Below are 15,185 nucleotides of genomic sequence, written 5' to 3' on the forward strand. Positions count from 1 at the left end.
GGGGGCCCCTGCAGCGTGCTCAGCGGGTCGGCCAGACCCGCCAGTTCTGCCAGGACCGGCTCGGGGTCGGCCCGCGCTGCCCCTGGTAGCGCGAGCCGTAGACCGCCGAGCCGTACGGGTGCTCGGCCGGCGACGAGAGCCGGAAGATGCAGAGCTGGCCGATCTTCATGCCCGGCCAGAGCGTGATGGGCAGATTGGCCACGTTGGAGAGTTCCAGCGTGACGTGCCCGGAGAAGCCCGGGTCGATGAAGCCGGCGGTGGAGTGGGTGAGCAGCCCGAGCCGGCCCAGGCTCGACTTGCCCTCGAGCCGGCCGGCGAGCTGGTCGCCCAGCGAGATCACCTCGAGCGTCGAGGCGAGCACGAACTCGCCCGGGTGCAGCACGAACGGCTCGCCCTCGGGCACCTCCACCATCGAGGTCAGATCGTCCTGCTGCACGGACGGGTCGATGTGCGTGTAGAGGTGGTTGTTGAAGACCCGGAAGAGCCGGTCCAGGCGTACGTCGATGCTGGACGGCTGCACCAGCGTGGGCTCGAAGGGCTCCAGCGCGAGCGTGCCCGCCTTGATCTCGGAGACCAGGTCGCGGTCGGAGAGCAGCATCGGAACACCATAGCGACCGGAACGGGTGACCTGCGTGTCGGACTACATCTTCGTACACGTGTTCGATAGAATGTCCGCATGGCTTCCTGGTCCGAATTCGCCGCCGACGAGCCCCGACTCGCCGACGAGATCCGCCTTCTCCTGCAGCAGTACGGGCCGGGTTTCGGCTACCTCGCCACGGTCCGCGCCGACGGCGGCCCCCGGGTCCACCCGGTCTCCCCGGTCATCACCGACGAGGGGCTCTACTGCTTCGTCATCGACTCGCCCAAGCGCCGCGACCTCGAACGCGACGGCCGCTACGCGCTGCACTCCTTCCCGCCGGAGGAGAGCGACGACGAGGCGTACGTCGCCGGCCGCGCCCGCCCGGTGACCGACCCGGCGACCGTGGCCCGGCTGGCCGGGATCGGCCGGGCGGCGCCGCACGTCGACTGGCGGCTGTTCGAGTTCACCGTCGAGGTGGCGATGCTGACCCGGCGTGACCAGGCGGCCCACCTCGGCGGGGGCCGGCCGCAGGTGCGGGTCTGGCTCGACCCGCAGGCGACCGCTCCAGCGCGGCATACCTCGACCATGCCCGAGGGCCGGCGCGGTCGGCACGGCTTCGACACCCGCCGCCCGGCCGCCTGACCGCGTAGACGCCGGTGCCGGCCCCGTCCGAGGACGGGACCGGCACCGGTTCGCTGTGCTCGGCGGTTACGCCGCGCGGTAGGCGTTCCACGCGGTCAGCATCCGGCTCGCCTGACCAGGGGTGAACTGGTGCATGCAGGAGTCGTAGGTGTAGTCCATGAAGTTGGTGATCGGGTCCAGGCCCGACGCCGTGCAGGTGTCCCGACCGGTCGGGCACTGGTACGCCGGCGAGGCCTCGGCCGGGGTGTCGTCGACGCTGTCGCCCGAGCCCGAGCAGCCGCCCTGGAAGGTGTGGTAGAGGTTCAGCCAGTGGCCGATCTCGTGGGTGCCGGTGTCGCCCTGGTTGTAGTTGGTGGCGGTGCCGCCCGGCAGCGACTCGCTCAGCACGACCACGCCGTCCATGCTGTCGAGCTTGCGCTTCGGGAAGGTCGCCCAGCCGAGCAGGCCGTCGCTCAGCTCACCCAGGTACATGTTCAGGGTGTTCTTGCCGCCCTCGCGCAGCGAGGTCTTCATCTGGCGCTCGGCGGTGGAGCCCGAGATGATGGGGTACCAGGCCGGGTTGGTGACCCGGTTGATCTTCTGGAGCTGGAAGCTGAAGGCGGTGGGAGCGCCGCCGGTGCCACCGCTGTACGCCTGGTTGAGCACGCTGATCTGCTGCGTGATCATCGAGTCCGGGATGTTGCCGCCGGCCCGGGTGCTGTCCCGCTGGATGACGTGCACCACAACCGGGATGGTCACGGTCGCCAGGGGCGTGGCTCCGGCGCCGGCGCGGAACCGGGCCCGCTCGGCCAGGGCGGCGACGAGGTCCGCCTCGCGCTCACGGACCTGGGCGGCGGTCAGCTCGTTCGGCTCGTGCTTGGCGTGCGCGCCGGCCTTCACCCGGGCGTCCGAGTGGACGTCGGCCGGCTCGACACAGCCGCCTGCGGGGGCGGCGGAGAAGGCCGACGCGGCCGGGACGACACCCACCGCGGCGGTGCTGAGCAGCAGCGCGAGGGTCGTCGACGCGACGCCGGCGGCACGCCGGGTCAGCAGGTTGGGACGAAGTCCCATGGGCCCACCTCTTTCTGGCGGCGCGACCGGGGTGTGTCACGCCGTGGCTGAAACGTTGGGGAGACGCTACAGCTGATTGAGAGATTTGAGAATGGCTATGCATTGGCGGCGTGAAGCTTTTCCTGCTGGGGCCGGGGAGGGGTGTTGCAAGATCATTTCCAGCCGCTCTCGCGACACGTCGAGCCGCCGCGGGGGTACCTGGGTGCACGGGGGCGGTGACCTCAGGTACAGTGGTGCCGCCTGCGGGTGTAGTTCAATGGCAGAACATCAGCTTCCCAAGCTGACAGTGCGGGTTCGATTCCCGTCACCCGCTCCAGCGTGAAGGCCCTGGTCAGGACGTCAGTCCGAGCCAGGGCCTTCGACGTTTCCCAGACTGCGGCCGTTGTCCGTGCCATTGGCGTGCCATTAGCCTGCGGTGGGAGGTGAGCGACCTGGCACCGAAACTGACCCGAGACGAGGCGATTGCCCTCGTGGAGCGGATCATGAGGGGCGACTACGCGGACGACGCTGAGGCGAACGGGTGGCTGGACCAACTTGATCGAGACCTCGTCTGCCCGGGCGGCAGCGTCTCCGGCCTGATCTTCTGGACTGCCCCCGAGTTGACGGCTGCTGAGGTGGTTGACCGAGCCTTGGCCTATCAGCCGATCGAGATGCGGTCCACGCCATGGACGCAGCCGCCGCCGAGCAAATAGCCTCACCCTTCCCCACGCTCCTTGCCACTCTTGCCGGCCTTGTCCTTGGGCTTGCCATTGCCGGCTGACTTCTTCGACTTCTTCCGATCCGCGCGTACCGCCTCGTGCAGCGCCTGGGCGATGGCCCGATCCGCCTCTGCCGTGGCGTGCTGGTAGATCAACGCGGCCTGGGATGAGTCGTGTCCCATCCTGGCCATCAGGTCGCGGGTGCTCGCCCCGGTCCGGGCGGCGAGGGTGTTGCCGGTGTGCCGCAGGTCGTGGAAGTGCAGATGCGGTTGGCCGATCTGCGCCACCGACGCCTTCCAGCCGATCAGCTTGTTGAGGTTGCCCCGCCAGATCGGCCGCCCACTCTCGGTGCTGAACACGAGCGCATCCGGGTTTTCATCGACCTCCGCCGCCAGGTGGTCACGAAGAATGTCGACCACAGCCGGCGGCAGACTGACAACGCGCCGGCTCGCCCGGGACTTTGGCGGACCGAGGACCAGGCCAACTCCGCGCTGCTCGGTGTACGCCTGCCGAACCCGAATAGTGCCCGTTGCCGTATCGATGTCCTGCCGTTGCAGCGCGGCCACCTCGCCCCAACGCAGGCAACCGAAGGTGGTCACCAGGACCAGGGCGCGGTACCGAGGCGGCACGATTTCAGCCAGCTTGAAGACCTGGGCGAGCGTAAGCACGGGTCGCTCTGCCGGCTTCTCCTGGTCCGCACCCGGTATCCGGCACGGGTTCCGGTTCAGGATCTCGTCCTCCTTGACCGCCGTCATCAGCACCGCACGCAGCAGCCGGTACGCCTTGGCCGCCATGCTCTCCGATACACCGTTGCCGAGAAGTCTCGCCCGCCACTCACGGATCATCGGCGTGTCGAGCCGACCCAGCTCTACCCCGCCGAGGTGCGGCACGATGTGCTTGTCCAGCAGCCAGCCGTACAGGTGGATCGTCCGAGGTCGCAGGTTCGGCCGCTGATCGATCCACCGCCGGGCGTAGTCCCCGAGCGTCACCTTGGCACGATCCGGGTCGACCCATTCCCGCCGCGCCATCTGCGCCTCGACCAGCGTCAGGTACCGATCCGCATCGGACTTGCGGGTGAACGTCTCCGGGGCATTGCGCATCCGGCCATCCGGTCCCGGATACCGCGCCTGGTAACGCCCGGACGGTAGCTTGCGGACATTGCCGAAGCGCCGGTGTCCTTCCTTGTTTGCCATCAGGCCACCCGCCCCAGGTCACGCCACACAGCGGAGGCGGTCATGGGCTCCACCCGACCGGCATCGATGTGGGCGTCTACGTCCGAAGCCTTGAGGCGCACGCTCCGGCCGACCTTGTGGAAGGCGATGCGCCGCTCTGCGACCAGCCGGCGCACGTAACGAGCGCTCATCTTCATCCGGGCCGCGGCTTCCTCCACCGTCAGCACCTCATCCACCGCCGTCATGCCTCCCCGCTTTCAATGGTCATGCAGTCAGTTGCCGGAACATCAGGCGGGACCGCAGCACGTCTCGCGGCGTCGAGCTGTGCCCGCCATTGGATGCGCTCAGAGATCGCCCGTAGGACCCGGTGGCCGAGGGGTGGCACGTCGGGGTCGGTGGGTTTGGCCAACTCCCAGGCGTGCCGGTGTTCGCCGCCGGCCGGGGCGGTGTCTGCATCGGTGGTGACCCCGAGCAGGGCCTTGACCCACTCGCGCCGATCCGCTCGGTGATCGGCCAGGGTCTTGCCGGACCACTGCCGGGAGATGAGGACGCGTCGGCCGCCGATGCCGAGGGTTTCGCGCTTGTGGACCTTGTTTTTGCAGTTGCCCGGCTTGAGCCCGGGGCGGGCCTTCTTGGGTTGGATGCCGTAGAGGAGCCAGTTGGCGCACCGCTCCGAACACGGGGTGTGCCGCAGTTCCTGCCACAGCCGTTCCAAGTGGGCGCGCTGCCGGCCGGTGGTGACGTCGTGGCAGTCGGCGGCTTGCTTGGTGAGGTACTTGGTGATGTAGCCGACGCAACGGTCGGCGTCCTTGGTGCCGGCGAGGATGCCCTTGGCGTCGACCTGGGTGCCGAAGCGGACGACGTGGACGGGTTGGGCGTCGGGGTCGGCGTCGACCAGGTCCAGGGCGTCATCCCACGACGGCAGCAGCCGACCCGTCTCGGGGTCGGTGTAGCCGCCGGCGGTCGGATTCCACTGCGGCGCCCTTCCCGGTTCGTAGACGAGCTGGTCGGCGGGTGGCCACCACACCTGGTGGTAGGTGGCGAGGTATCTGCGCCACGAGGCGCAGCGAGGGAAGGGGCCTGAGAGTGCGGAACCTGGAGTTCCTGTGGAAGGACGCCACCTCCGGCGGCGGCGGATGCCCGGCGCTGTACAAGACCGAGGGCGGCTACGTCGTGCAGGGCATCAAGCTGGATGACGCGACCCGCGCACAGCTGCGCCAGCTGGCCGACGACGAGGACGGCGTGTTCGTTCCCGCCAACGTGCTCGACCGACTGCGCGAGATCGGTTGAGCATGGGCACCCCGCTCACCGATGACGAGTTCGCCGACCAGCTCCGAACGTTCAATCACACCGCGTTCCGGCTGGAGCTTCAGCCGGCATACCTGGAGCCCAGCGAGCACGACACGGTGGCGAAGTTCCTGGCCGGCGAGCCGGAGCCCCCGACAGAGGTTCCCGGGCTTGCTGCCTGGTTCGAGCAGATCACCGCGTTGACGCAGCAGGGCAAGCGGATCGAACGCGTGCGGGTACACGAGGACCCGCCGACCGACTACCAGCGGTGGGAACGCTGGATCGGCCGGTGGAACGTCGAAGCCGGCGAGACGATGCGCTACCTGACGCGGGCGAGGGCACACGAGATTGGATTGCTGCCCGCAGCCGGCAACGTCGACTGGTGGTTGCTGGACTCCAGCCGACTCATCATGATGCGGTTTGACGAGGTGGGCCACCGGATCAGCAACGAGCTGGTGACCGACCCGGCGACCGTGGTGCAGGCGTGTGCGTGGCGGGACCTGGCAGTCCACTACGCCGCTCCGGACAACGCGCGGAGCGCAGCTGCCTAGCACGAGGAGTCACCCGTGAACCCGATGGAAGAGTGGCTGACCCAGCCCGAAGGACTGGCCGATCGCCTGCGTGCCCTGCGCACGCAGGCCGGCCTGTCCGGCAAGGAACTCGCCGAGGCGAATGGCTGGGCGCCGTCGAAGGTCTCCCGACTGGAGAACGGCCGACAGATGCCGGCCCCCGCCGACCTGTACGCGTGGGCACGCGCCTGCGGTGCCGACGACACCGCCGCTCAAGAGCTGTTGCGGATGCTCGGCGAGGTCCAGTCCGCGCACCGCAGCTTCCGCCGCCGGATGCGTCAAGGCCAGGCCGCCGTCCAGGACAGCTACAACCAGATGGTCGCCGAGTCGCGCCTGATCCGGCACTTCGAGACCGTGTGGGTACCCGGGCTGCTCCAAACCGCCGACTACGCCCGCCGCGCCCTGACCGAGATGGTCGAGCTGCACAACCTCGACATCGCCGACGTGGACGCCGCAGTCGCCACCCGGATGCAGCGCCAGCAGTTCCTCTACGACGCCAGCAAGCGGTTCGAGTTCCTGCTCGCCGAGCCTGTGCTGCGGTGGCTGATCACCTCACCCGAGGTCAAGCGCGGCCAGCTCGACCGCCTGCAAACCATCGTCGGCGTTCCGAACATCCGGTTCGGCATCCTGCCTCTCGGAGTCCCGCTCGCAACCACCCCGCAGAACTCCTTCCAGATGTACGACGATGTCGCCATCGTGGAGACCTTCGTCGGCGAGACCACCTACCGCGACGACGAAGCAGCCACCTACACCAGAGCCATCGAACGACTCTGGGAGGAAGCCGTCACCGGCGAGGACGCCCGACGACTGATCGTCCGCGCCGCCCAGGAGCTCCAGAGCTAGGCACGTCTGGCAGCACGGACGATCAGTCGGCGGGCCGCTTCGCTCTGCGCCTCCCTCAGCGCGGCGGCCGGTTCGAAGGATGCACGCGCGCATCGGCGATCTGCTGCAGCTCGTCGAGCGTCAGCAGGTAATCGAACCGATTGAATCCGCGCTTGCGGCTGTCCATGATGCGGCGATACTCGCCCAGCATCCGCATGTAGGTGTCGAGCATCCGTGCGTGGGAGTTGCCGTGGTCGTTCCGCTCGACCTGCGGCTTGAGCTCCGACCAGCGATCGTCCCTCATCTGGTACTCGACGTACGTCGCCATGTGGCCTTCTAGCGCGTCGTTGTGGTCGAAACCCTGGAACTCGAGCTCGAAGGCCAGCTTCTGGTCTACAGGCGTGCCGTCCTCCCTGAGGTGGTTGATGCTGAAGGTGATGATCCGGAACATCTGAAGGATGTCGGACACCCGACCGCAGTCGCGCTTCGACAGCTCGGTCCTGAGGCCTGCGACCTCCAGCCAGTACTCACCGGCGAACCCCTCTTCGAGGATCTTCGCGCGCTTCAGCTGGTACTCCAGGTCACCGTCGACGTCGTTAGCGTCCTCCGGCAGCACACGCGCGAGGATGCGGTGCAGCAGCGAGAGAACCTGCCGGTCGATGGTCCGCATGCTCTCGGGCGCGGGCTCATCGCCGTGCTTCACGTCCGCCGCGTATACGGGCATCACAGCCTCCAGCAGCAGATCGCGGACGTATTCGCTGAGGGTCACCCCCTCGGCGTCCGCCATTTCCTTGAGCTGATCGCGGACATGATCGTCCACCCGTACATTCAGAACAGCCACGCTGTCCTCCGCTTCTACTGTATGACGCGTGCCGTAGCGTCGTCATACAGGGTACCACAGATCGAGGCCGGCGATTGGGCGGAGGACAGCGCGTCGCGTCGCGCTCGTGTGGGGACGAGGATCCACAGTGCGCGAAGGCCCAGACCTCTTCGGCTGAGCCCCGGGGCTCATGACGCCCAGGGACGACGCGCAGTGTGTCCGCTACTGCCGCGATCAGCGCGTTGAGATGCCGCAGATCATCTGGCGGCCACGTGTCGCATCAGTCGACGGAGGACACGGGCACAGCACTTCTGGTTGCCGAATTGGCCTCTATCAGATCAAGGCGGCCCGCAAAGCGGGCCGCGCCGGCCCGGCCCCGGCCTGCTGGCGACCTCCGGCCGGCATCGGCCGGGCCGGCCGGCCACGCTTACGAGATGCAAGAGCTTGAAGACCTCGGGGCTCCGCCCCGAACCCCGACCCTCCTCAGAGATGCCACCGCAGATCACCTCGCCGGGCACCACAAGGGCTACCAGCCTCCCCGGACGGGGCCAAGGTCGTTCGTCCGGTAGGGCGCTCCACCTTGTCCCCGTCCGGGGAGGCTGGAAGGTCTACGACTGCCCGACGAGGAGATCCGCTTCAACAGCCCGGGCTCAAGAACCGCGAAGATCCGGCTCGCTATGGAATGCATCCAACAGATACGGACAGGACCGACAATCGTGCCGCCCTGACCTCGGCCAGTTGCTCGGCCGTCAGCTCGAAGTGTCGTAGGGGCGTCGCATTCGTTCTCCAGCGCTCGACCCGCACGCCACAGCCGTGCCATATGCCGTGACCAATCAAGTCGCTGTTGCGGATGCCCGCATCCTCTGTTTCAGCGTTGACAACGAGTCCAGGTCCCGACACGCGGGTAAGGACCTTGTCATCCGGAGGCCCGACGAAGACGGCGACTGCGGCGCGCTCCCGCGCGGGCCCCGTACCAAAGTCGATGTAGTCGTGCACTCGCTCGTAGCCGCGCACCTTGATCTGAGACACGTCGCGCTGCGCATCGGTCTTGAAGGGGTCCACCAGCCAGATCAGCACGCCGAGTAGACAGACAACAGCGGCAGCCGACAGAAGCCATACTCGTGGGCGTCGCGAACGCGCCGGAACGTTTACCTCGGCGGCGTCGTCGGGTTCAGGCACGACAAGACAGTAGCCAACCAACTGGCGGGCCTGGGGGGAGTCGAAGCTGCCGGGCCATCCACGGGCCAGTAACTGTGGCGCGCAGCGGTCATGAGCGGGCACGAGCGGAATTCGGCTCTGCCGCCGGTCGCAGGCGTTTCGGGCATCACGGCCCGTTGAGCACGCTCTTCCAACCTGACGGTGCCGTAGGCGAGCACCGCAACTCACAAGGACTGGTCCCGCGCGACCTGATCAGTAAGTGGGCCGAGCTGCACGACCGGGACACCGTGGGCCCGCATGGTCCGCAGCACAGCGGCAGCTAGATCATCGTCGCAGATCAGTGCGGCCACACCGGTCCGGCGGTTATAGGGCAAGCCGCCATCGTCATCTCCGTCTGAACTCGGCAGGATCACCCAATCCGGGTCGCTGCCGTCCCACAGGTCCGAGTACGGGTCGAGGCTTGCGTCGTCCACCAGCTCATAGTGACAGGATCAACTTCAGCTGCCGCGACAGCCGACCGGTCCGCATCCAGTCCGCAAGAGGTCCACGGACAGTGGGGGAGCGGTGAGAGATATCGGAAGGTATTTCCGCTGCTAGACCGCTATGTGCCCAGGTTGGCGGGTGCCCATCTTGATCTCGTAATGCGTAGGTCGGATCAGGTCCCATGGGGCAACGCGGATCGGCGCGAACAGGGATACTGCGCCGATGACTACCCAGCCACAGACGGTGTGGGAGGACGCCGATGGCGTCCTCTCCGGGAGCACGGCATCGGTCCGAGCCGCCGCTATGCCACGCGGTGACCAGATGTGCGGAGCCGTGACTCTCACGATCCGCGTGCCCGAGGGCTTCTTCCAGGTCGTGCAGCAGGACCAATCCGGTGTCGCGACCATCCTGCTCAACCCCAATGAGGCTCGCGGCATCGCAGCTTGGCTGGACGAGGCGGCGCAAGCGGCAGATCGGGTAGGCCCGCCGCTCTACGAGAGCTAGGAGTAGAGCCGCACGCGGCGTGCCATTAGCGTGCCATTGGGTCAGGACAGCTGGGGCCAGCAGAGGCCACGTGAGACTGCCGCGACCAAGCCGCCACGCCGGTGGCCTGCGGGAGATCGGCAATTCCCAAGCTGACAGTGCGGGTTCGATTCCCGTCACCCGCTCCACCGTGAGGCCCCAGCTCAGGACAGCAATCCCAGCTGGGGCCTCAGTCGTTGCTACCGCCTCTTGCGCCAGCGGTGCCCGATGGTTGACCTGCGGCGATCAGGTCGCGGACGTGCCGGAGACCGGGCTTGCCGCCGAGCTGCACCTCGCCGACCGGGACGAACCCGGTGCGCCGGAGCACCGCGAGCGACGCCGGGTTCTCCAGCGCGGCGGACGCGACCAGCTGGCGCAGCCCGTACCCGTCGCGGGCCAGCTCGCAGACCCGCCGGACCCCGTCCTGCGCCACGCCCCGCCCGGTCGCCCGTTCGGCCACCCGGTAGCCCAACTCGGCGCTGCCGTCGGCGACGTCCACCAGGTTGAACCGCCCCAGCACAGCGCCGTCGTCGTCGACCAGGACGTGGAAGTGGCACCGGCCGGTGGCCTGCTCCGCGAGCAGCGCCGCGTGCCGGGCGGCGAACTCCGCGAAGTAGTCGTCACCGCGGTCCGGCACGGTCCGCGCGAAGTACGCCCGGTTCTCCCGCTCGAAGCGGAGCAGCGCGGGGGCGTGGTGGGCGTCGAGTCGCTGGAGCTGAGGCATCGCGCCACGCTAGCAACGACGGCTACTCCGGATACGAGCGCAGCTCGACAGTGTTGCCGTCCGGGTCGCGTACGTAGATCGAGGTGCCGCTGCCCCGGGCGCCGAAGCGGGGCACCGGCCCGGTGAGCACGGTGAACGCCCCGGAGTCGATGACCGCTTGCCAGTCGACGGGTGCCACCACCAGGCAGATGTGGTCGACGTTCGACCCGGTCGGCTCGCCGCGTACGAGGTCGATGATCGTCTCCGGGCTGACGCGCACCGAGGGGAAGGGCACCTCGCCGGCCCGCCAGCGGTCGACGCGTACCGGTGCCAGGCCGAGCGTGCCGCAGTAGAAGTCGAGGGACCGTGCCACGTCCGCGACGGTGAGGACCAGGTGGTCGAAGCCCGTCACCCGCACCGCGCTCACCGCGCCTCCAGGGCGTACGCCTGCTGGAGCCAGCCGGCGAACAGGTCCGGGTCGATCTCGTCGACGGTCCGGAGCTTGACCGAGGCCATCCGCCGCGCGCCCGGGGCGAGCCGGCCGGAGGCGTCCGCCACGTCCTGCCCACGCCACAGCCCGAAGGTGAGGTACGACGAGTACGCCTTGACCAGGCAGACCGGCGTCCTGCCCGGTCGGTCGCCGAGACCCCAGACCGGGTGGCCGTGCCACATCGCGCCGGTGGCCTCGGGCAGCGCGGAGTCGATGAGGCTACGGAGTTTCTCGCCGGTCTCGCGGAGCGGGGCGTCGAGGCCAGCCAGGTAGTCGGTGACGGCGTCCATCGGGTTCCTTTCCTCGAAGGGGTCGCTCTCCACCCTCGTCTGGACGCCGCCGTCGACCAAGCCGCGATCGGGCTACGATCGTTGATCAGGATTCAACGATGGGGGTCGGCGTGCTGGAGCGGTACGAGATCGAGACGTTCCTGACGCTGGCCGAGGAGCTGCACTTCGGGCGTACCGCCGAGCGGCTGCGGATGATTACGGGGCGGATGCTGGCCAGGCTCACCCCTTGACCTTGCCCCTGCGGGAAACCCGAGCGTGGTCCGTGCCGGTCACCGGGACCGGTACGAGGAGGATGCGTCCGTGGAGCTGCTGACCATTGGGGCGTTCGCCCGCGCGGCGCGACTGACGCCGAAGGCGTTGCGGCTCTACGACGAGCTGGGGCTGCTGCCGCCCGCCGCCGTCGACCCGCACTCGGGCTACCGCTACTACGCGCCGAGCCAGCTCGACCGGGCCCGGCTGATCGCCGCGCTGCGGCGGGCCGGGATGCCGCTGGCGGACATCCGGGCCGTCTGCGGCCTGCCGCCCGACTCGGCAGCCGAGGCCGTCGACGCCTGGTGGCGCCGGGTCAGCGCCGACACGGCGGCCCGCGGGCGCGTCGTCGCGCTCCTCGTCGACCAGCTCTCCGAGAGGGGCACCATGTCCGAACCCATCCTCCGGTACGCCGTCCGCTGCGAGCCGGGCGCGGTCCGGGACTCCAACGAGGACACCGCGTACGCCAGCCCGACGCTGCTCGCCGTGGCGGACGGTATGCGCGGCCCCGGCGGGGCCGCCGCCAGTGCCGCCGCCGTGGACGCGCTCCGGCCGCTGGAGCTCTCCGCGGCGCCGGCCGCCGAGCTGCTCGCCACGCTGGCCGACGCGGTGGCCGCGGCCGACCGCACGGTACGCGCGTCCGCCACCGAAGGGCACCAGCCGGGCACCACCCTCACCGCGATCCTGCGGCGCGGGTCTCAGCTCGCCCTGGTGCACGTCGGGGACAGCCGGGCGTACCTGCTGCGCGGGGGCGAGCTGGTCCGGCTGACCCAGGATCACACGTACGTGCAGTCACTGGTCGACCAGGGCCGGCTCAGCCCGGCCGAGGCCGCCGCGCACCCGCAGCGGGCGCTGCTGGTGCGGGCCCTCGGGGCGGGTGTCCAGGTGGAGGCCGACCTGGCGCTGCGGACCGCCCTCGCCGGCGACCGCTACCTGCTCTGCTCCGACGGGCTCTCCGCGGTGATCGCCCCGGAGGCGCTGCACGCTGCGCTCGCCGGAGCGGACGATCCGGAGACCGCCGTCGGGCGCCTGGTCGACCTCGCGTACGCACAGGGCGCGCCGGACAACGTCGCCTGCGTGGTGGCCGACGTGGTGACGGAGTAGCCCGGAACGGGTCGGCCGGCCCGAGCGGGCCGGCCGGCCCAGGCCGTAGGGTGGCGATCATGCGGATTGGCATCGTGATCCTGCCCGACCAGCGCTGGTCGGACTCCCAGCGGCGCTGGCGGCAGGCGGACGAGTGGGGCTTCGACCACGCCTGGACGTACGACCACCTGGGCTGGCGGGACCTGGTCGACGGTCCCTGGTTCGACTCGATGACGACGTTGACCGCCGCCGCGACGGCGACCTCCCGGATCCGCCTCGGCACGCTGGTCGCCTCGCCGAACTTCCGGCACCCGGCGGCGTTCGCCCGGCAGGTGACCACCGTGGACGACGTCTCCGGCGGCCGGCTGCTGCTCGGCCTCGGCGCGGGCGGCATCGGCTTCGATGCCACCGTGCTCGGTGGGGAGACCCTGCCGCCCCGGCAGCGGGTCGACCGGTTCGCCGAGTTCACCGAGCTGCTGGACCTGATCCTGCGGGAGGACGGCACCACCTGGCGGGGCGAGTGGTTCGCCGCCGTGGACGCGCGGAACAATCCTGGCTGCGTCCAGCAGCCCCGGGTGCCGTTCGTGGTCGCCGCGAACGGGCCCCGGTCGATGCGCCTGGTCGCCCGGTTCGGGCAGGGGTGGGTGACCACCGGGCTCGGCGGTGACGACCTGGAGAGCTGGTGGTCGTCGGTCGCCGACCTCGCCGGCCGGATGGACGAGGCCCTGGAGCGGGCGGGCCGCGACCTCGCCACGTTGGACCGCTATCTGTCGCTGGACTCGGCGCCGGTCTTCTCGCTCAGCAACGCGGACTTCTTCGCCGAGCAGGTCGCCCGGGCCGGCCACCTGGGCTTCACCGACGTGGTGACGCACTGGCCCCGGGCCAGCAGTTGGTACGCCGGCGACGAGGCGGTGCTGGTGGAGGCGGTCGGTCTGCTGCCGGAGCTGCGCCGGGTCTGACCCGCCTCAGGTGCCCAGGTCTCCGGTGCTGATGCCGCCGTCCCCGGCGGAGACCAGCCGGAACCGGATGCAGACCACCTGAGTGTCGTCGTCGACCGTGAGGCCCTTTCGGGCCCAGAAGCGGCGGTGCCCCTCCCGCCACTCCTCGATGGACCGGTCCCCCTCCCCTTCGGAGCGGGCGAAGTCCCAGGACACGTCGGCGAAGCGGACCACCTCGACGTCGGTGACCTCGACGACACCCAGCAGCGCGTTGTGGTCGTCGACGAGGACCAGCCGTTCGCCGACGTGTTCCAGCTCCTCGTCCTCGTCGGCGTACTCCCTGGTGAGGCCGGCGGTGGCGGTCTTCACGCCGGCCAGCACGAGGGTGTTGAGGTTGGTGCGCATCTCGCCGGGCGTGCCGAGGGCGAGCGTGCGAAGTCCACCGACGCGGGGCCACATCCTGCCGAGGCTAGTCGTCGGCCGACCGCCCGTCGCGGGGATTCCATCCGTCCCACGACCGCTCGGTGCGAGCGCGCCGTGCCTGCTGGTCGGCGGCACCGCCGTCGAGGACTTCCTCAGATGAGCTGTCCGGCGTAGCCGGGCGCCGTCAGGACCTCGGCGTCGCCGGTCGCCGCGTGCGCGTCCAGCACCGCGTCGGCCAGCTTCACCACGTGTGCGTCACCGTGCCGGGCCGCCCGGGCGAACACCTCGGCCGGCCCCACGGGTGTGACCGCCGGTGGGGCGGCCGGCGTCGGTGGGGCGTACACCGAGGTGACGGCGGCCGTGGCCGACCAAGCCGCGGCGACGCTCGGTGCCCACAGCGCCGGGTCCAGGGCCGGCAGGGTACGCAGCACCGCGGTCGGCGCGGTCACCGCGTGCACCAGCATCACCGGGTTCGCGTGCCCGAACCGGAGGTAGTCCAGGCTCGCCCGGTGCACCAGCTCGGTGAGGGTCCGCTCAGCCTCCGCCGGGTCGCCCGGTGGGCGCAGCGCCGTCACGGCCCCGGGCCAGTCCGCCAGGTCCGGCAGCCGGCCCAGCCGTTCCCGGATGCCGCCGGTCTGTTCGGGGATCCGGGGCAGCCCGGCCAGCGCGGCCGCCGCGTCGGACCGGCCGGTGAGCGGGCCGGCCCCGGGCACCGGCTGCCAGCGGGCGGCCCAGTAGCCGAGCGCCTGGCCCAGCTCGGCGAGCCGCTCCGGGTTCACCCCGTCGGTACGCAGCGCCCGGACCGCGTGCCCGACCCGGATCACGCCGTGGGTGGCGCCGGCCGCGATGCCCGGCAGCAGCCGGGGCCACCAGCTGCCGAGCACCTCCCGCCAGGGGCGTTCGCGCACCTCGCGGTCGAAGTGGGCGAGCCAGTCGCCGGCCCGCTTCGGGTCGCCGAGCGCGTCCCGCCAGTCGTCGATCGGCCGCAGTCCGCGGGGCCGCTCGTCCAGTTGCCGCAGGTAGTCGTCCAGCCAGCGCTTCACCCGCGCGCCGTGCCCGTGCCGGACCATCGCCTCGACGGCCATCGGCCCGTGGTTGGAGAGCCAGCCCTCGAATTCCGGGCCGGTGCGGTGCAGCCGTTGGTACGCCTCGTCCAGGATGCCGTCGTCCATGCGGCGATCCTCGATGTTCAACCGCCGTTGAGGT

At 70.0% G+C, this 15,185-nt stretch carries 21 protein-coding genes, 1 tRNA gene and 1 pseudogene; 10 read left to right on the forward strand and 13 right to left on the reverse strand.

From position 1 onward, the window contains the following. Window positions 1-19: 19 nt before the first annotated feature. The gene (dcd, locus tag FXF52_RS03840; protein ID WP_148793839.1) at window positions 20-598 is read right to left on the reverse strand and encodes a dCTP deaminase; all 579 of its coding nucleotides are present in this window, start codon (window positions 596-598) and stop codon (window positions 20-22) included. Window positions 599-676: 78 nt separating this feature from the next. Here dcd and FXF52_RS03845 point away from each other — a divergent pair, with 78 nt between their 5' ends. Beyond that, window positions 677-1,222 carry a pyridoxamine 5'-phosphate oxidase family protein gene (locus tag FXF52_RS03845; RefSeq protein WP_148793840.1) on the forward strand — a complete coding sequence of 182 codons (546 nt, stop codon included), beginning with the start codon at window positions 677-679 and terminating at the stop codon, window positions 1,220-1,222. A gap of 66 nt (window positions 1,223-1,288) precedes the next feature. On the opposite strand, the gene FXF52_RS03850 is transcribed toward FXF52_RS03845, so the two are convergent. After that, window positions 1,289-2,272, reverse strand: a complete 984-nt coding sequence (locus FXF52_RS03850; RefSeq protein WP_148793841.1) for a zinc metalloprotease — start codon at window positions 2,270-2,272, stop codon at window positions 1,289-1,291. Between the two features lie 242 nt (window positions 2,273-2,514). On the opposite strand from FXF52_RS03850, the gene FXF52_RS03855 reads away from it, so the two are divergent. Then, window positions 2,515-2,588: transfer RNA gene (locus tag FXF52_RS03855), tRNA-Gly, on the forward strand. 106 nt (window positions 2,589-2,694) lie between these two features. After that, a complete protein-coding gene (locus FXF52_RS03860; protein ID WP_255471723.1) occupies window positions 2,695-2,964 on the forward strand; it encodes an e9imm peptide in 270 nt (89 codons plus the stop codon). A 2-nt stretch (window positions 2,965-2,966) separates the two neighbouring features. On the opposite strand, the gene FXF52_RS03865 is transcribed toward FXF52_RS03860, so the two are convergent. Genes FXF52_RS03865 through FXF52_RS03875 form a run of 3 tightly spaced genes read right to left on the reverse strand, consistent with a single transcriptional unit; the run spans window position 2,967 to window position 5,169 of the window. After that, on the reverse strand, window positions 2,967-4,163 hold the full coding sequence (locus FXF52_RS03865; protein ID WP_148793842.1) for a tyrosine-type recombinase/integrase: 1,197 nt from the start codon (window positions 4,161-4,163) through the stop codon (window positions 2,967-2,969). Continuing rightward, window positions 4,163-4,378: an excisionase family DNA-binding protein gene (locus FXF52_RS03870; RefSeq protein WP_255471724.1), complete on the reverse strand. Its 216-nt coding sequence runs from the start codon at window positions 4,376-4,378 to the stop codon at window positions 4,163-4,165. Before FXF52_RS03870 ends, FXF52_RS03865 begins: the two co-directional genes overlap by 1 nt. Before the next feature lie 5 nt (window positions 4,379-4,383). Beyond that, on the reverse strand, window positions 4,384-5,169 hold the full coding sequence (locus FXF52_RS03875) for a replication initiator (RefSeq protein WP_187413311.1): 786 nt from the start codon (window positions 5,167-5,169) through the stop codon (window positions 4,384-4,386). 59 nt (window positions 5,170-5,228) lie between these two features. Between FXF52_RS03875 and FXF52_RS03880 the strand changes: the two genes are divergently transcribed. The 3 genes from FXF52_RS03880 to FXF52_RS03890 are packed head-to-tail and all read left to right on the forward strand — an operon-like array spanning window position 5,229 to window position 6,841. Beyond that, a complete protein-coding gene (locus tag FXF52_RS03880) occupies window positions 5,229-5,432 on the forward strand; it encodes a lipid A biosynthesis lauroyl acyltransferase (RefSeq protein ID WP_255471725.1) in 204 nt (67 codons plus the stop codon). A gap of 2 nt (window positions 5,433-5,434) precedes the next feature. Beyond that, window positions 5,435-5,980, forward strand: a complete 546-nt coding sequence (locus tag FXF52_RS03885) for a DUF6879 family protein (RefSeq protein WP_148793844.1) — start codon at window positions 5,435-5,437, stop codon at window positions 5,978-5,980. A gap of 24 nt (window positions 5,981-6,004) precedes the next feature. Then, window positions 6,005-6,841, forward strand: coding sequence for a helix-turn-helix transcriptional regulator (locus FXF52_RS03890; protein ID WP_255471745.1), 837 nt, complete (start codon window positions 6,005-6,007; stop codon window positions 6,839-6,841). A 55-nt stretch (window positions 6,842-6,896) separates the two neighbouring features. On the opposite strand, the gene FXF52_RS03895 is transcribed toward FXF52_RS03890, so the two are convergent. From FXF52_RS03895 to FXF52_RS03905, 3 genes are all read right to left on the reverse strand, one after another. After that, window positions 6,897-7,640, reverse strand: coding sequence for a YfbU family protein (locus FXF52_RS03895; protein WP_222870424.1), 744 nt, complete (start codon window positions 7,638-7,640; stop codon window positions 6,897-6,899). Window positions 7,641-8,315: 675 nt separating this feature from the next. Beyond that, window positions 8,316-8,819 carry a hypothetical protein gene (locus tag FXF52_RS03900; RefSeq protein WP_148793847.1) on the reverse strand — a complete coding sequence of 168 codons (504 nt, stop codon included), beginning with the start codon at window positions 8,817-8,819 and terminating at the stop codon, window positions 8,316-8,318. Between the two features lie 203 nt (window positions 8,820-9,022). Next, window positions 9,023-9,271 carry a hypothetical protein gene (locus FXF52_RS03905; RefSeq protein ID WP_148793848.1) on the reverse strand — a complete coding sequence of 83 codons (249 nt, stop codon included), beginning with the start codon at window positions 9,269-9,271 and terminating at the stop codon, window positions 9,023-9,025. Window positions 9,272-9,614: 343 nt separating this feature from the next. On the opposite strand from FXF52_RS03905, the gene FXF52_RS41455 reads away from it, so the two are divergent. Beyond that, complete coding sequence (locus tag FXF52_RS41455; protein WP_187413312.1) at window positions 9,615-9,785, forward strand: hypothetical protein; 171 nt, start codon at window positions 9,615-9,617, stop codon at window positions 9,783-9,785. A 208-nt stretch (window positions 9,786-9,993) separates the two neighbouring features. On the opposite strand, the gene FXF52_RS03910 is transcribed toward FXF52_RS41455, so the two are convergent. The 3 genes from FXF52_RS03910 to FXF52_RS03920 are packed head-to-tail and all read right to left on the reverse strand — an operon-like array spanning window position 9,994 to window position 11,286. Then, the gene (locus FXF52_RS03910; protein WP_148793849.1) at window positions 9,994-10,527 is read right to left on the reverse strand and encodes a GNAT family N-acetyltransferase; all 534 of its coding nucleotides are present in this window, start codon (window positions 10,525-10,527) and stop codon (window positions 9,994-9,996) included. Window positions 10,528-10,549: 22 nt separating this feature from the next. Then, window positions 10,550-10,933: a VOC family protein gene (locus FXF52_RS03915; RefSeq protein ID WP_148793850.1), complete on the reverse strand. Its 384-nt coding sequence runs from the start codon at window positions 10,931-10,933 to the stop codon at window positions 10,550-10,552. Beyond that, the gene (locus FXF52_RS03920; RefSeq protein WP_148793851.1) at window positions 10,930-11,286 is read right to left on the reverse strand and encodes a DUF1801 domain-containing protein; all 357 of its coding nucleotides are present in this window, start codon (window positions 11,284-11,286) and stop codon (window positions 10,930-10,932) included. Before FXF52_RS03920 ends, FXF52_RS03915 begins: the two co-directional genes overlap by 4 nt. 110 nt (window positions 11,287-11,396) lie before the next feature. Here FXF52_RS03920 and FXF52_RS03925 point away from each other — a divergent pair. The 3 genes and pseudogenes from FXF52_RS03925 to FXF52_RS03935 form a co-directional block, all read left to right on the forward strand. Next, window positions 11,397-11,495 (forward strand): annotated as a pseudogene (locus tag FXF52_RS03925) (LysR family transcriptional regulator); the annotation flags it as partial. A gap of 91 nt (window positions 11,496-11,586) precedes the next feature. Further along, complete coding sequence (locus FXF52_RS03930) at window positions 11,587-12,639, forward strand: MerR family transcriptional regulator (protein ID WP_148793852.1); 1,053 nt, start codon at window positions 11,587-11,589, stop codon at window positions 12,637-12,639. A gap of 59 nt (window positions 12,640-12,698) precedes the next feature. Then, window positions 12,699-13,577, forward strand: a complete 879-nt coding sequence (locus FXF52_RS03935) for an LLM class flavin-dependent oxidoreductase (RefSeq protein ID WP_148793853.1) — start codon at window positions 12,699-12,701, stop codon at window positions 13,575-13,577. Window positions 13,578-13,583: 6 nt separating this feature from the next. On the opposite strand, the gene FXF52_RS03940 is transcribed toward FXF52_RS03935, so the two are convergent. Together FXF52_RS03940 and FXF52_RS03945 are read right to left on the reverse strand one after the other, a co-directional pair. Continuing rightward, on the reverse strand, window positions 13,584-14,015 hold the full coding sequence (locus FXF52_RS03940; RefSeq protein WP_148793854.1) for an ASCH domain-containing protein: 432 nt from the start codon (window positions 14,013-14,015) through the stop codon (window positions 13,584-13,586). A 116-nt stretch (window positions 14,016-14,131) separates the two neighbouring features. Then, window positions 14,132-15,151, reverse strand: coding sequence for a questin oxidase family protein (locus tag FXF52_RS03945; RefSeq protein WP_148793855.1), 1,020 nt, complete (start codon window positions 15,149-15,151; stop codon window positions 14,132-14,134). Between the last annotated feature and the right edge of the window lie 34 nt (window positions 15,152-15,185).

Source organism: Micromonospora sp. MP36, from assembly GCF_008119785.1.
Lineage (GTDB): Bacteria > Actinomycetota > Actinomycetes > Mycobacteriales > Micromonosporaceae > Micromonospora.